17 protein-coding genes are annotated in these 15704 nt (G+C 30.6%); 13 read left to right on the top strand and 4 right to left on the bottom strand.

Annotated features, from left to right (window positions below; translation table 11 throughout):
- Positions 1–34: 34 nt before the first annotated feature.
- From ACIQ66_RS00880 to ACIQ66_RS00855, 6 genes are all read left to right on the top strand, one after another.
- Complete coding sequence (locus ACIQ66_RS00880; protein WP_396210932.1) at positions 35–412, top strand: group III truncated hemoglobin; 378 nt, start codon at positions 35–37, stop codon at positions 410–412.
- Between the two features lie 130 nt (positions 413–542).
- Positions 543–1604, top strand: coding sequence for a 3-oxoacyl-ACP synthase III family protein (locus ACIQ66_RS00875; RefSeq protein WP_396210931.1), 1062 nt, complete (start codon positions 543–545; stop codon positions 1602–1604).
- Between the two features lie 99 nt (positions 1605–1703).
- Positions 1704–2225, top strand: a complete 522-nt coding sequence (locus ACIQ66_RS00870; RefSeq protein WP_396210930.1) for a methyltransferase — start codon at positions 1704–1706, stop codon at positions 2223–2225.
- 30 nt (positions 2226–2255) lie between these two features.
- The gene (locus ACIQ66_RS00865) at positions 2256–3104 is read left to right on the top strand and encodes a glycosyltransferase (protein WP_396210929.1); all 849 of its coding nucleotides are present in this window, start codon (positions 2256–2258) and stop codon (positions 3102–3104) included.
- 105 nt (positions 3105–3209) lie between these two features.
- Positions 3210–3959: an MlaE family ABC transporter permease gene (locus tag ACIQ66_RS00860; protein ID WP_396210928.1), complete on the top strand. Its 750-nt coding sequence runs from the start codon at positions 3210–3212 to the stop codon at positions 3957–3959.
- A 2-nt stretch (positions 3960–3961) separates the two neighbouring features.
- Complete coding sequence (locus ACIQ66_RS00855; RefSeq protein WP_396210927.1) at positions 3962–4753, top strand: ABC transporter ATP-binding protein; 792 nt, start codon at positions 3962–3964, stop codon at positions 4751–4753.
- Here ACIQ66_RS00855 and ACIQ66_RS00850 read toward each other — a convergent pair.
- The 4 genes from ACIQ66_RS00850 to ACIQ66_RS00835 form a co-directional block, all read right to left on the bottom strand.
- Positions 4728–5789: a mannose-1-phosphate guanylyltransferase gene (locus ACIQ66_RS00850; protein ID WP_396210926.1), complete on the bottom strand. Its 1062-nt coding sequence runs from the start codon at positions 5787–5789 to the stop codon at positions 4728–4730. The two genes, ACIQ66_RS00855 and ACIQ66_RS00850, sit on opposite strands and share 26 nt — an antisense overlap.
- A 135-nt stretch (positions 5790–5924) precedes the next feature.
- Positions 5925–6527: a SprT-like domain-containing protein gene (locus ACIQ66_RS00845; protein WP_396210925.1), complete on the bottom strand. Its 603-nt coding sequence runs from the start codon at positions 6525–6527 to the stop codon at positions 5925–5927.
- 12 nt (positions 6528–6539) lie between these two features.
- A complete protein-coding gene (locus ACIQ66_RS00840) occupies positions 6540–7217 on the bottom strand; it encodes an SDR family NAD(P)-dependent oxidoreductase (RefSeq protein ID WP_396210924.1) in 678 nt (225 codons plus the stop codon).
- Positions 7218–7304: 87 nt separating this feature from the next.
- Entirely contained in the window at positions 7305–8441 is a 1137-nt protein-coding gene (locus ACIQ66_RS00835) for an acyl-CoA dehydrogenase family protein (protein ID WP_396210923.1), read from the bottom strand.
- A 105-nt stretch (positions 8442–8546) separates the two neighbouring features.
- Here ACIQ66_RS00835 and ACIQ66_RS00830 point away from each other — a divergent pair, with 105 nt between their 5' ends.
- The 7 genes from ACIQ66_RS00830 to nhaA all read left to right on the top strand — a co-directional run bounded on the left by ACIQ66_RS00830 (position 8547) and on the right by nhaA (position 15678).
- Positions 8547–9614 carry an anhydro-N-acetylmuramic acid kinase gene (locus ACIQ66_RS00830; protein WP_396210922.1) on the top strand — a complete coding sequence of 356 codons (1068 nt, stop codon included), beginning with the start codon at positions 8547–8549 and terminating at the stop codon, positions 9612–9614.
- Positions 9615–9698: 84 nt separating this feature from the next.
- Entirely contained in the window at positions 9699–10976 is a 1278-nt protein-coding gene (locus ACIQ66_RS00825; RefSeq protein ID WP_396210921.1) for a hypothetical protein, read from the top strand.
- A 9-nt stretch (positions 10977–10985) separates the two neighbouring features.
- Positions 10986–12392 (top strand): hypothetical protein, encoded by a 1407-nt coding sequence (locus tag ACIQ66_RS00820; protein WP_396210920.1) that lies wholly within the window; start codon positions 10986–10988, stop codon positions 12390–12392.
- Positions 12393–12397: 5 nt separating this feature from the next.
- Complete coding sequence (locus ACIQ66_RS00815) at positions 12398–12754, top strand: hypothetical protein (protein WP_396210919.1); 357 nt, start codon at positions 12398–12400, stop codon at positions 12752–12754.
- Positions 12751–13200 (top strand): PIN domain-containing protein, encoded by a 450-nt coding sequence (locus tag ACIQ66_RS00810; protein WP_396210918.1) that lies wholly within the window; start codon positions 12751–12753, stop codon positions 13198–13200. Before ACIQ66_RS00815 ends, ACIQ66_RS00810 begins: the two co-directional genes overlap by 4 nt.
- 95 nt (positions 13201–13295) lie before the next feature.
- Entirely contained in the window at positions 13296–14522 is a 1227-nt protein-coding gene (locus ACIQ66_RS00805) for a Glu/Leu/Phe/Val dehydrogenase dimerization domain-containing protein (protein WP_396210917.1), read from the top strand.
- Between the two features lies 1 nt (position 14523).
- Positions 14524–15678 carry a Na+/H+ antiporter NhaA gene (gene nhaA / locus ACIQ66_RS00800; RefSeq protein ID WP_396210916.1) on the top strand — a complete coding sequence of 385 codons (1155 nt, stop codon included), beginning with the start codon at positions 14524–14526 and terminating at the stop codon, positions 15676–15678.
- Positions 15679–15704: the final 26 nt, after the last annotated feature.

Raw genomic sequence — 15704 nt, 5'->3', positions numbered from 1 at the left:
ATCGTGTAACTTTGTACTTTAATTTTTTTTTGAAATGAATGACGTTCAAAATCAAGATGACTTATATATCATTGTAGAGGATTTTTACAAAAAACTTTTAGCTGATGCTGAAATCAGTTATATTTTTACTGATGTTGTTAAAATAAAGTTGGAGGAACACTTGCCTATTTTAGTAACTTTTTGGTCGCAAGCTATTTTTGGAACCGGTGGTTATTTTAATAATTTGACACAAATTCATTTGGATGTAAATATGAAATCTTATTTATCAAAAGAATTGTTTGAAATTTGGTTGACACATTTTGAAGCAGCCATCAAAGAAAATTTTGAAGGTTTTAATTGTGAAAGAATGAAAAACATGGCACACAATCTTTCAACTATTATGCAAATAAAAATTGCTCAAAACCAATCATAAAATTATGGAATTACTATTTTATTTGAATAATAATAACAAATTCATAATTATATGCGCGCATATTAAATAATAGCATCAAAATTAATTTTTTATTATTAAGTTTACATAAAATCTATTCATTACCAAGAAAATGAACATAAAAATAACAGGTTCTGGAAGTTATATTCCAACAGAAATAGTATCAAACAGTGATTTTTCAAATAACGTTTTTTTGAATGAAGATGGAACGCCATTTGCACAACCTAATGAGATTATTACAGAAAAATTCAAAGGTATTACAGGAATTGAAGAACGTAGGTATGCTTCTGAAGACATACAAACTTCTGACATGGCCACAATTGCAGCAAAAAAAGCAATAGAAAGCGCCAATATTGATCCTGAAACTTTAGATTATATAATATTTGCACACAATTTTGGAAACATGAAAAAAGGTGCTATTCAAGGAGATATGTTACCAAGTTTAGCATCAAAAACAAAACATAATTTACGAATTCAAAATCCGAAATGTGTTGCATACGATATGCTTTTTGGCTGCCCTGGTTGGGTTGAAGGTGTTATTCAAGCAACGGCATTTATCAAAGCCGGAATGGCAAAAAAATGTTTGGTAATTGGTGCTGAAACTTTATCAAGAGTAACCGATCCAAACGATAGAGATTCGATGATTTATTCTGATGGCGCTGGCGCAACAATAATTGAAGCTGTCGAAGGTGAAAATGAAGGAATTATAGCTCATGAATCGGCTACTTATGCTTATGATGAAGCCCATTATTTATTTTTTGGAAATTCTTTTAATAAAGATAAAGATCCAGATGTTCGTTATATCAAAATGCATGGTAGAAAGATTTACGAATTTGCTTTAAGTAATGTTCCAAAAGCTATGAAAGAATGTTTAGACAAAAGCGGAATTGAAATCAATGAAGTAAAAAAAATATTGATTCATCAGGCTAATGAAAAAATGGATGAAGCGATAATTCAGCGGTTTTATAAATTATACGGACAATCACCTCCTGAAGGAATTATGCCAATGAGCATTCATAAATTAGGAAATTCAAGCGTTGCAACTGTTCCAACGTTATACGATTCTTTGATAAAAGGAAAAATCGAAAACCAAGAAATTCATAAAGGCGATGTGATTCTTTTTGCATCTGTTGGTGCTGGGATGAATATCAATGCGATTGTGTATAAGATGTAATTTTTTTGTTTCGGGTTTAAAGTTTCAGGTTTCAGGTTAAATCACTAATTTTACCATCTGTTTTTAAACTTAAAACATTAAACTTGAAACATTTTTATAATGTACGAAAAAACATTTCCCAATAAACGCTTTAAGCACACTTTAGAATTTTTACAAAAACACGTTACTACATCAGAAACTATCTTTGATTTAGGTGTTCACAATCCGTTTTCTAAAATTATGGAAGAGAATGGTTATACTGTAAAAAATACCAAAGGTGAAGATTTAGACAACGACCAAACGGCTTTACAAAACGAAACTTATACGGTTTTTACAGCTTTCGAAATTTTCGAACATTTATTAAATCCGTATACTGTTTTACAAAATGTAAAGTGTGATAAATTGTTGATTTCAATTCCGCTACGTTTATGGTTTTCACCAGCATATAGAAGTAAAACCGATATGTGGGACAGACATTATCACGAATTTGAAGATTGGCAGTTGGATTGGCTTCTTGAAAAAACTGGATGGAAAATCACAGCTAGCGAAAAATTCACACATCCAGTTAAAAAACTTGGTTTAAGACCATTGTTGAGATATTTTACTCCTAGATATTATATTGTGTTTGCTGAGAGAAAATAGTTTTCAGTCACAGTTTTCAGTTTTCAGTCTATGAAATATTACATTGTAATTCCATCGCACAACGAAGAAGCTTTGATTTCTTTGACACTTCAATCTTTGGTAGAGCAAACTGTTTTGCCTACAAAAATTGTGGTCGTGAATGACAATTCTACAGATAAAACAGAAGATGTTGTCAATTCATTTGTTTCAAAATATCCTTTTATTTCTTTAGTGAATAAGACTTCAGATGCCATCCATTTGCCTGGAAGTAAAGTCATTCAAGCTTTTCAAAAAGGATTAGAAACTTTGGATGAAAACTATGATTTTATAGTAAAAGCAGATGCCGATTTGATTTTTCCAAGCATTTATTTTGAAACAATAATTAAACATTTCAAATCAGATAACCGAATTGGAATGGCTGGTGGGTTTTGTTATATAGAAAGAAATGGCGAATGGATTTTAGAAAATCTTACTGATAAAGACCATATTCGCGGAGCATTAAAAGCTTACAGAAAAGAAACTTTCAAGCAAATTGGCGGATTAAAACCCGAAATGGGTTGGGATACTGTTGATGAATTACTTTGCAAGTTCCACAACTGGAAAGTGGTAACCGATGAAAGTTTACATGTAAAGCATCTTAAACCAACTGGCGCCAACTACAACAAAAGGGCTCGTTATAAACAAGGCGAAGCGTTTTATTCTTTAGGATATGGATTTTGGATTACTGCTATAGCTTCTTTAAAATTAGCAATGATGAAGAAAAAACCACTCCTTTTTATAGATTACATAAAAGGTTTTTGGAAAGCAAAATCATCAAAAAAACCACTTTTAGTTACAGACAAACAAGCTACATTTATTAGAAAGTATCGCTTGAAGAAAATGAAAGAAAAAATATTTTAGAATTTTCTTTTATCAAGTCAAAACAAAATCAGAAATTCAAACAAAATATAGTATTTTTGCTACTTGCAGTTCTGAATACTGCAAACTGTAAACTGAATACTAAAAATGATGCTAGTTCGCTATTTATCGCAGATAGGAAAATATTTTTTGATGCTCAAAGAAATTTTCAACAAACAGACTAAATGGTCTGTTATGCGAAATCTTATTTTTAAAGAAATTGACGATTTGATAATCGATTCTTTGGGAATTGTGGCGTTTATTTCGTTTTTTGTGGGTGGTGTTGTTTCTATTCAAACAGCCTTAAATTTGACCAATCCTCTAATTCCTAAATATTTAATTGGTTTTGCCACAAGACAATCTGTAATTTTGGAATTTGCACCAACATTTATTTCGATAATAATGGCTGGAAAAATGGGTTCATTCATCACATCAAGCATCGGAACTATGAGAGTTACTGAGCAGATAGATGCTTTGGAAGTTATGGGAGTTAATTCATTAAATTATTTGGTTTTTCCAAAATTGATTGCGCTACTACTCTACCCTTTTGTAATAGGAATCGCTATGTTTCTTGGTATATTGGGTGGTTGGATGGCTGCTGTTTATGGCGGATTTTCTTCGGCAGATGAGTTTATAAATGGAATTCAAGTTGAATTCATTCCTTTTCATGTAGCTTATGCTTTTATAAAAACATTGTGTTTTGCTGTAATTTTAGCCACAATACCTTCTTTTCATGGTTATTATATGAAAGGCGGCGCACTAGAAGTTGGAAAAGCTAGTACGGTTTCCTTTGTTTGGACATCGGTTGTAATCATTTTGGTCAATTATATTTTAACCCAATTACTTTTAGCCAACTAATTATGATAGAAGTTAAAAACATCAAAAAATCGTTTGGCGACCAAATGGTTTTAAAAGGAATTTCAACTATTTTAGAAGCTGGAAAGACTAACTTAATTATTGGACAAAGTGGTTCTGGAAAAACGGTTTTCTTAAAATCATTATTAGGAATTCACAATATTGATAGCGGCACAATATCTTTTGATGGAAGAATTTATTCCGATTTGGATGCTGATGAAAAAAGAGAATTAAGAACTGAAATTGGAATGGTTTTTCAAGGAAGCGCATTGTTTGACAGTATGACAGTGGAAGAAAACATTGGATTTCCTCTAAAAATGTTTACTACTAAAACCCCTACTGAAATTAAAGAACGTGTTGATTTTGTTATTGATAGAGTAAATTTAATCAATGCACACCATAAAAAACCCTCTGAATTGTCTGGTGGAATGCAAAAACGTGTGGCAATTGCAAGAGCTATCGTAAACAATCCGAAATATCTTTTTTGTGACGAACCAAACTCTGGTTTAGATCCAAAAACAGCTATTTTGATTGATAATTTGATTCAAGAAATCACTGCGGAATATAATATTACAACGGTTATTAATACACATGATATGAATTCCGTTATGGAAATAGGCGATAAAATTGTCTTCCTTAAAAACGGATTAAAAGCATGGGAAGGTTCAAAAGACGAAATATTCAAAACCGATAACGAAGCGGTTACCGATTTTGTCTATTCTTCTGAATTATTTAAGAAAGTTAGAGAAGCAGTTTTACGAGAAGGTTATATTACAATTCGTTTGCCAAAGCCGTAATTCTTTTAATATCTTGTTCTTTACTTTTTGGATAAATTAGTAAAATACCTTCTTTATCTACAATGATATAATCGTTTAATCCATCAATAACAATTAGTTTGTTAGCGTCAGAACGAATGATATTATTTGAAGCGTTTTCTAAAACCACTTTTGCGTTTATAACACCATTGTTGTTTTCGTCTTTATCTAATTTTTCGTGTAATTGTCCCCAAGTTCCAAGGTCATTCCAATCGAAAGTTGCAGGTAAAACATAAACGTTTTTGGCATTTTCCATTACAGCATAATCAATTGAAACATTTTCGGCAGATGCGTAATTTTTTTCAATAAATTCTTTTTCAGAAGTTGTATTATAACTTTCTAAACCTTGCAAGAATAAAGTATTCATTTGCGGTTGAAACTTTTCAAAAGCTGAAGTTATCGATTTTGCACTCCATATAAAGATTCCGCCATTCCAAAGAAAATTTCCTGCTTCTAAAAACGATTTTGCCGTTTCATAATCAGGTTTTTCTCTGAATTGATTTACTTTCTTTATCGAATTTGCATCTGATTTATCAAACTCTATATAACCAAATCCAGTATTTGGAAATGTTGGCTGTATTCCTAAAGTCATTAAAGCATCTTCTTTTTCACAAAAATCAAAACATTGTTTTAAGTTGTTTGCAAACTCATCTTCGTCTTCAATCCAGTGATCGCTTGGTGCTACAACTATAACCGCGTCAGGATTTAATTTTTGAATTTTCAAAGAAGCATATAAGATACATGGTGCTGTATTTCGCATGGCTGGTTCTAGCAAAACTTGTTCTTGTTTCACCATTGGCAATTGTTCTAGAACCAAATCATTATATCGTTCGTTGGTTAAAATCAAAATATTCTCAGCTGGAATTAATTTTGATAAACGACTAAATGTTTTTTGAATTAATGTACTTCCAGCACCCAACATATCGTGAAATTGCTTAGGAAGTTCTGTTGTAGAAACTGGCCAAAATCTTGAACCAACGCCACCAGCCATCAATATTGCGTAATAATTTTTATTCATAGTTATTTGAAGTGCTAGGCGCCTTCATTTATTTAATTTGTGATGCAAATATATTTATTAAAATAAGAAATAAAGTTAAAGTCGTCATAGAATACGCTTTTCTTGCTACGAAATGAAGATTTCTATAGATGAAAATCAGCCAGGAATTATTTCAACCTCAGCATTGGCGTTAAACAAAAATGTTCTTCCTGTTTTTACTTCAATACATTCATATCGTTTAACTCGAAGTCCTTTTTTTTGAAAAATTCTTCCGTTTTTTATTCTGAACAAACTACCACTTGGTACTTCATGAATATAATGAATATCGGGTTTTCTTTCGTCAAATTGTTTTAAGGCAAAAGCTAATTTGGCATCTGTATCGCTGCTTGCAGTTGGATTTCTAAAATGATTAGCCACCAAAGACAAAACCGAATGTGGAAATATCTCGGGACGAATAAAAGGAACCATCAATCTTTGAAATGTCATCTTCCATTCTACTCCGTGAGGCAAAATTTTCCTTCCGTATTTTTCAAAAGCTACTAAATGGGAAATTTCGTGAACTAATGTTATTAAAAATCGGTATTTATTCAAATTGGCATTTACCGTAATTTCATGTTTGCCTGAAAGTCCTTTTCGATAATCGCCATGACGTGTTTGTCGCTCATTAACGATTTTTAAATGCACCGAATTGGCTTTGATTAATTCAAAACACAATTCGACGGCATGCTCTGGAAGGTATTTTGATAGGACTTCGCTCAATTTAAAAACATTTTATGGTGTTGTAGAACTGACCTGCAACACTTTTCCGTTATAAAATTTATTTGCAGTCAAAGCAAAATTGAAAATATAATCGGCAATTTCTTTTGGTGAAATTGGTGCTTCATAACCCGGAAATGCTTCTTGCAACATTTCGGTATTTACGGCTCCAAGTGCTAAAACATTGAATGCAATTCCTTGTTCTTTGTATTCTTCTGCCAATAATTCTGATAAAGTAATTACAGCTCCTTTACTTGAAGAATAAGCCGCTAATCCAGGAAATTTCATACTTCCTTGAATTCCGCCCATTGAACTTACTGAAACAACATGACTTCCTTTTTGCATATAAGGAATGCATGTTCTAATTAAATTAGCAACTCCAAAAACATTTACTTTATAAACTCGTTCAAAGTCAGATTGGGTCAATTGTGAAAATGGTTTGTTGACTAAACATCCTGCATTATTGATTAAAACATCAACTTTTTTCCAAGTGGAAGCTATAAATTTATCAATTTCCTGCATTTGGTCTTCAACAGCAATGTCAATTGATAGACAAGTAATATTTGGATTGTCAATTAATTCTTGAGGCGTTTGTCTTGAAACAGCTAAAACCTGATGTCCTTCTTCGGCAAATTGCAATGCTAATTTGTAGCCAATTCCTCGAGAAGTTCCTGTGATAATTATATTTTTCATAATCCTTATTTTCAAAGGCTAAAATAATAAAAAATACCCTTTCAAAAACGAATTTCTGAAAGGGTATTTTATTATTCTAAATTTGTATTATACCAATCCTCTTGAAATTACAATACGCTGAATTTCAGAAGTTCCCTCATAAATTTGAGTAATTTTAGAATCACGCATCATTCGTTCTACATGGTATTCGGCAACATAACCGTTACCTCCATGAATTTGAACGGCTTCATTGGCTACTTCTAAAGCAATTTCAGATGCATATAATTTTGCCATAGCTCCAGAATGTGCAATGTCTTTGCCTTCATCTTTTTCGCAAGCTGCTTTCATTACTAATAATTTTGCAGCAGTAACTTTCACATACATATCTGCTAATTTGAAAGCAATAGCTTGATGATTAAAAATCTCTTTTCCGAATGCTTTTCTTTCTTTTGAATATTTTAGAGCAATTTCATAAGCTCCAGTTGCAATTCCTAATGCTTGCGATGCAATTCCGATTCTTCCACCATTTAAAACATTCATGGCAAATGCAAATCCGAAACCGTCTGCGCCTATTCTATTTTCTTTTGGAATTTTCACATCATTAAATAATAACGAATGCGTATCACTTCCGCGAATTCCCATTTTTTTCTCTTTTGGACCAATATCAAAACCTTCCCAACCTTTTTCAATTATAAAAGCGTTGATTCCTTTATGACCTTTTTCTAAATCAGTTTGCGCAATTACTAAATAAGTTGAGGCAGTTGAACCATTTGTAATCCAGTTTTTGGTTCCATTTAACAAATAGTAATCTCCTTTATCAATTGCAGTTGTTTTTTGTGAAGTTGCATCACTTCCAGCTTCTGGTTCAGATAAACAAAAAGCACCAATAGCTTCACCTTTTGCTAACGGAACCAAATATTTCATTTTTTGTTCTTCGTTGCAATATTTCTCCATTCCAGCACAAACTAAGGAGTTGTTTACAGACATAATTACAGCAGCAGACGCATCCACTTTAGCAATTTCTGTCATTGCCAAAACATACGAAACGCTATCTAAACCTGCGCCGCCATATTTCGGATCAACCATCATTCCCAGAAAACCAAGTTCACCCATCATTTTGACTTGCTCGGTTGGAAATTTAGAATGCTCGTCTCTTTCAATTACTCCAGGTAATAGTTCAGCTTGAGCAAAATCTCTTGCAGCTTGCTGAATCATCAAATGCTCTTCGGTAAGATTAAAATCCATATCTTTTTATGTATAAATGTATATTGTAAAATGTATATTGTATTTTTGAATGCCAAAAGTACATTTTATAACTTAAAATTTCAAACGATTTCGTAAATTTAGAATATGTTTAAAGAATCTTATAGTATTATCGGAGTTATGTCAGGCACTTCGCTTGACGGAATTGATTTAGCACACATCAATTTTACTATAAAAGAGGACAAATGGAGATACGAAATTCTTGAAAATGAAACCATTTCTTATTCTGAAAATTGGTTAAACAAATTGAAAATTGCCCTAGGTTTTTCAGGAAAAGAATTGATTGAATTAAATGAAGATTATACCCAACTTTTAGGAAGCATCGTAAAATCATTTATTGACAAACATCAAATAAAAAATATCGATGCCGTTTGTTCTCATGGACATACTATTTTACATCAACCTCAAAATGGTTTCACATTACAAATTGGAAATCTTCCAAAGATTGCTCAAATAATTCAAGAAAGAGTGGTTTGCGATTTTCGTGTGCAAGACGTTAAGCTTGGAGGTCAAGGCGCACCTTTAGTCCCAATGGGCGATAGAATTTTGTTTTCAGAATATGATTATTGTTTGAATTTGGGTGGATTTTCTAATGTTTCATTTGAAGATAATTCCAAACGAATTGCTTTTGATATTTCGCCAGTAAACACAGTTTTAAATTTTTACTCTAATAAATTAGGTTTGAATTACGATGATAAAGGAAAAATTGCGCGCTCAGGAAAAGTAAATGCGGATTTACTAATTGAATTAAACGCTTTAGAATATTACAAAAAACAATTTCCAAAATCGCTCGGATTTGAATTTGTAAAAGAAGTTGTGTTACCATTAATTGAAAAACATTCGATTTCGATTGAAGATAAAATGCACACATTTACTGAACATATTGCTTTGCAAACTTCACTAGCATTGCCAAACAAAACTGGAAAAATATTAATCACTGGCGGCGGAGCTTATAATGCTTTTTTAATTGAAAGAATGCAATTTCATCTACCAAAAATAGAAATCATAATTCCTGACAACAAAACTTTAGAATTCAAAGAAGCACTAATATTTGCACTTTTAGGCGTTTTGAAATTGCGAAATGAAGTCAATGTTTTGAGTAGTGTTACTGGAGCGAAAATGGATCATAGTTCAGGTGTAATATTTGTACTTTAAAAAATAAAATCATTTTTTTTACTAACTTACATGAAAGTTTTAATTAAATTAATATAATTATCTTTGTAAAGATTATATTTATTTATGTTTGATATTTTACCTAATCCTAGTCCTCAAATGGTCAAAAAGTTTTACTTTTTGGACTACATTTATATTCTTTTACAAAGTTGTAAAGTCTACAATGATAAAGATGATGTTTTTTTGAACTTTAAAAATCTTAAAGATAAAGAAAGTTTGGGTGAATCTAAGTATAGAAAACTAACTACTGAAAAAGAAGGATTAACTGACAAACAAGTAAAAAGATATATTTACACTTTTAACCAAGTAATTATTGAAGCTGTTAATTATGGCTTAATAAAAGAAAAAAATAAATCCTTAACATTAACTGATTTAGGCAAAGAATACTTAATAAAAGGAGAACAAAATAGAAGAAACTTCTATGAATGCGTTCTGAATTCAATGGAAACAAAATACTTAGCATTTTATCATTTAAATAAATTATGTTATGATCAAAATAGGACTAAGAATGGCTTGTTAATATTTCCTATTTATTCTCCTGGAAAATTAGGTTTTGAAAAATCTAAAATGAAAACTTCTGGTGACTGGATTGACTATTCAATTAAACTTAAAAGAAAATTAGAAATAGATATTAAAAGTTTTTTGAAACAAGATTTAAATTTAAGAGAAGCAAATGATGCATTAATAACTAATCTTGTAAATGATAAATTATTATCTTTAGATAAAAACATTATTTTTGAACAAGGAAAATATAATTCTATCATAAGTCGATTTAGAAAATACTGGCTAAATTATTTTTTAAATAAAATATATAATTATCAGTATTCATTTGAGACTTTCAACATTTGGGTTGAAAGAGGAAAGCAATTAGGAATTATTCATTCGACAGAATTTTACCCTGACTTTGATGGAAGACTAGTATTTCCAACCTCAATTATTGTAAAAAAAAACAGTAACAAAGACCTTATTAAAGTACATGATTATATAAATGGTGAAAAATTATTTATCCATAAGTTACAATGGAATAGAGACAATCAAGACGACTTTGTAGAGGCATTAATTACATGTTATTTTGATTTGAAAAGAAGTAGAGGAACACATTTTATTAGGATATCAGATCTACGAGAAAGAGTTTGTTATAAAAAAAGAATTCCAAGCTTCATATTTAACGAATTCTTAGAAAAAATTTATAACAAAAATCTTGAAGGAGATACAACTGTTCAAATATCTCTCGAAGCTGATAGATTACCATATGAAACAAATGCAATGTACTTAAAAAGAGAGCCAGTACTAGTTAATGGTCAGTACAAAAACATTATAGCAATAGATTACAGAAAAAAATAACTAAAAATTATGTCAAATTTATTTAGAAAACCTAAAGCAGTATTATCAGAAGATAGTAAATCTATTTACGAAATATTCAACTTGACCGAAAATCCTTTCCCAAATACTCCTTTTGTAAATAAAGTATCTGATGACAATAGATATAACGGAAGGATATATGAAAGCGAAATTAGAGAAGCCGAACACAATCAAATTATTGAAAATTTCGTAAAAATATCACAGTCAGACCCAAACCACATAAGATTAGGTTATATAAACGACAATTCATATGTTGGTAGAGGTAATGGAAAATCAGCATTTACACTAAATCTGATTGATAAAATCAATAGAGAATATTGTTTAGACATTTCAAATGACATCAATAAATGTTTTGGTTTGCATATAACTCCTGAACCAAGTGGAAGAACAAAAACTTTCTATGATTTTGTTGATTTAATATTTGAAGAAATTATTAACAAAGATATTATAAAATATAGTCTTGCCTCATTAAGATTTGAAGCTATATCTGAAATAGAAAATGACAAAGTTAATATAAATGAAGAATTTGAAGATGTTCTTGATTCAATAAACAAATTAAATAGTTCTGATTTTTTTGGTGATAAAAAAATTGATATATCAAAAATAACGAATCATATATACAAGAAAAAAGGATTCGAGAAAATATCATCAAACTTTCCTCTAACTAGAGATAGAAACAATTTTTTCGGTTCAAGTGTTACAACACAAAGAGACTTTTCAACGTTTTATTATGAATTAAAAAAAGGTAAAGAAAGAATGAATTTTGTCTTTAATGACCTTGTATTGTTTTTAAAAGCAAGCGGATTCAATGGATCGTATCTTATAATAGATGATTTTGAAAGAATTCCTGACTTTCAAAGTGAAAAACTTAAACAAGAATTCGCTTTAGAAATAAGAACGAATTTTTTTGATGGAATTCTAGAAAATGCTAAAATTGGTTTTTTCAATTTAATTTTAGTTTTACATGCAGGTGTACCAAGATTAATTGAAAAAGCGTGGGCTGTTTCTGGGATGAATAGAAGAAGTCCTTTGCTAAATGAGGATGGTGATTTTTCAAAGCATATAATTTATTTTAATAAACTTAATGTAAATCATGCAAAATCATTACTTGAAATTTATTTGGAACAATATAGAATAAATCCTGAAGCAAATAAATCAATAAAACCTTTCACAGATGGAGCAGTATTGTTAATTAGTGAAAAATCAGAATACAATGCGTCTTCAATTTTAGAAAAAGCACATATTTTGATTGAAGAAGCAATTAAAGACAAGGCTGATGTTATTGATGAGGAATATGTTAATAGTAAATTAGGAAAAAAACAAGAATGGAGTTACGAAGACAATAATGACATTTCAAAAGAAGAATCAGATAGTTTATTTACTAAATCAAAGAAATAAACTGGATGAAGCATACCTTGAGCAAAAAAGAATATAAAGAATTAATTTCTGTCATTTGTCTTGATATAAAAAAGTATGAAGAAGAATTCATTTATTTAGAAGATTTGTATGAAGGTTCCAAATATTGGGAAACAAAAATCTGTGGCATAAACCATATTTTATGTATAATTTTAGAACAATTTGAAAAAATTGATGTCTCATCTTCTGAAATAATTAATTTTATTTATAATTTATCTGATAATTGCAATTTTGAAATTCAAGAATCAGACGAAAGATTTATTGATCTTCTACTTTCAAACAAATTAAATCCAAGTATTAGTTTAGAAGAATATTTAATTTACACACAAAACTCTATAGAATGAGAGATGACATCTATGTAGTTGATACAAATGCAATTATATCTTATTTTTCAAAAATATTTGAAGGGGATGTTTCTATAAGCAAAGAAGCTATTGAGTTGATTGATTTAGCTTTTCATACAAGTGAAATTAAACTTATAATACCATCTACAGTTTTTATTGAAATTTTTATTAAATGGTTTAAAAGTGATGAGATTTCAGCTAAAATAAAATCTGAAGTATATTTTAAAATTAAAAATAGAGAAAATATGCAAATAAGAGTTTTTGATAAAGAAACTATTGAAAACTACATCAAAATTAAAGATATTGAACCTGACTATAATTTTGACAGTCATGACAAACAAGTTTTTGCATCTGCTATGACAATGGATTGCGCATTAATTACCTCAGATTTACATCTTATAAGATACAACGAACGAAAGAATATTTTATCCAAAATAATTTCATAAGATAATTGAGATTTTGACATAATACATCTTAAAACAAATTTCAAATATCTAATAAACCCTATATTTGCAACAAAAACAGACTACATAAACAAGCAATGAAAGATTTACTTAAAAAATTTGAAAACAAACAACCCGAAATAATATTCAACTGGAAAGATAGCGAAACCGAAGCCGAAGGTTGGACAGTAATCAACTCACTTCGTGGTGGCGCAGCTGGTGGTGGAACCCGAATGAGAAAAGGATTAGACATGAACGAAGTTTTATCGTTAGCCAAAACTATGGAAGTGAAATTTTCTGTTTCTGGACCAGCAATTGGTGGCGCAAAATCTGGAATTAATTTCGACCCGAACGATCCTCGCAAAAAAGGCGTTTTACAACGTTGGTATAAAGCAGTTTCACCTTTATTGAAAAGTTATTACGGAACTGGTGGTGATTTGAATGTTGATGAAATTCACGAAGTAATTCCCTATACAGAAGAATGTGGTGTTTGGCATCCGCAGGAAGGTGTTTTTAATGGACATTTTAAACCAACAGAAGCTGATAAAATCAACCGAATTGGACAATTGCGTCAAGGTGTTATCAAAGTAATTGAAAACCCAAAATTCTCTCCAGATGTTTTAAGAAAATATACTGTTGCCGATATGATTACAGGTTATGGCGTTGCTGAGGCGGTTCGTCATTACTACAATACTTATGGTGGCGAATTTAAAGATAAAAAAGCAATCGTTCAAGGATTTGGAAATGTGGGTTCGGCTGCAGCTTTTTATTTGGCTGAAATGGGCGTAAAAGTTATAGGAATAATCGATCGCGATGGCGGAATTATGAACGAAAACGGATTCTCATTTGAAGAAATAAGACGATTATTTTTGAATAAAGATGGAAACAAATTGGTTGCCGAAAACATGATTCCATTTGAAGAAATCAACCAAAAAATATGGACAATTGGCGCTGATATTTTTGCTCCATGCGCAGCATCAAGATTAGTGGCCAAAGATCAATTAGATAATTTAATAGGTTCTGGTTTAGAAGTGATTTCATGTGGAGCGAATGTTCCGTTTGCCGATAAAGAAATTTTCTTTGGACCAATTATGGAAGAAACGGATAGCAAAGTGAGTCTAATTCCTGACTTTATTTCCAACTGTGGAATGGCAAGAGTTTTTGCTTATTTTATGGAGAAAAAAGTTCAAATGACTGATGAAGCAGTTTTTTATGATATTTCTGAAACAATCAAAAAAGCTATCGAAAAAACACACGATTTAAATAATTCAAAAATTAACATAAGTGCAACTGCATTTGAAATTGCATTAAAACAGTTGGTATAAAATGAAACCAAAAGGGTTATTCCAATCTTTTTTTGAAAGTGAAAAAGCGGGCGGATTAGTATTATTAATTTGTACAGTTATTTCTCTTGTCATAGCAAATTCTTCGTTTTCTGAGGGCTATATTGCTATGTGGCATTACCAAATTGGTAGGCACAGTGCCGAGCATTGGATAAATGATGGCTTAATGACCATTTTCTTTTTATTAATCGGACTAGAATTAGAACGTGAAGTATATATTGGCGAGTTATCTAAAATAAAAGAAGCCATTTTACCTATTTCAGGAGCCTTGGGTGGAATGTTGATTCCTGCTTTAATTTATTTTGCATTCAACGCAGGAACTCCTACAGAACACGGAATTGGAATTCCAATGGCGACAGATATTGCTTTTGCAATTGGAATTTTATCATTATTGGGAAACAGAGTTCCAGTTTCATTAAAAGTTTTTCTTACTGCTCTTGCAGTTATTGACGATTTGGGTGCCATAATTTTAATCGCACTTTTTTATACCAAAACGATTTACTTTACCAATCTAATTATTTCTCTTTCCATTTTTGGCGTGCTTTTGATTATGAATCGATTGAAAGTAACTAACTTGATTTTATATCTAGTTGGAGGAATTTTTATGTGGTATTTCATGTTGAATTCGGGTGTTCATGCTACAATTACTGGGGTTTTATTAGCCTTCGCGCTTCCTTTTGGAAATGGAAGTTCTAAAACTATTTCGTCTCAATTACAAGATTGGTTACATAGTCCTGTAGCTTTTATTATCATTCCGATTTTTGCCTTGTGTAATACAGCCATTGTGATTAGTAAAGATTGGATTCATAACTTTTCTGAATCTTATTCATTAGGCATCATTTTTGGACTAGTTCTCGGAAAACCTATTGGAATTTTTCTTTTTACCTATTTATCTGTAAAATTAAAATTTACCCATTTACCAGAAGACTTGAATTGGAATAAAATTATTGGAGTTGGATTCCTTGGCGGAATTGGCTTTACAATGTCAATCTTTGTTACACTTTTAGCATTTGAAGACAATCAAATAATTACCAATTCAAAGTTTATGATATTGATTGGGTCACTAATTTCGGGTTTAATTGGATTTATTTGGCTAAAAAAAAGTCTGTCAAATAAACAACCCTTTATAAAAGAATAACAATTTTTAGTATATTTCAACGTTTT

The organism is Flavobacterium sp. (genome assembly GCF_044377315.1).
GTDB lineage: Bacteria > Bacteroidota > Bacteroidia > Flavobacteriales > Flavobacteriaceae > Flavobacterium.
The sequence above is the reverse complement of the archived record's forward strand: the minus strand, read 5'-3'. Positions and strand labels throughout refer to the sequence as shown.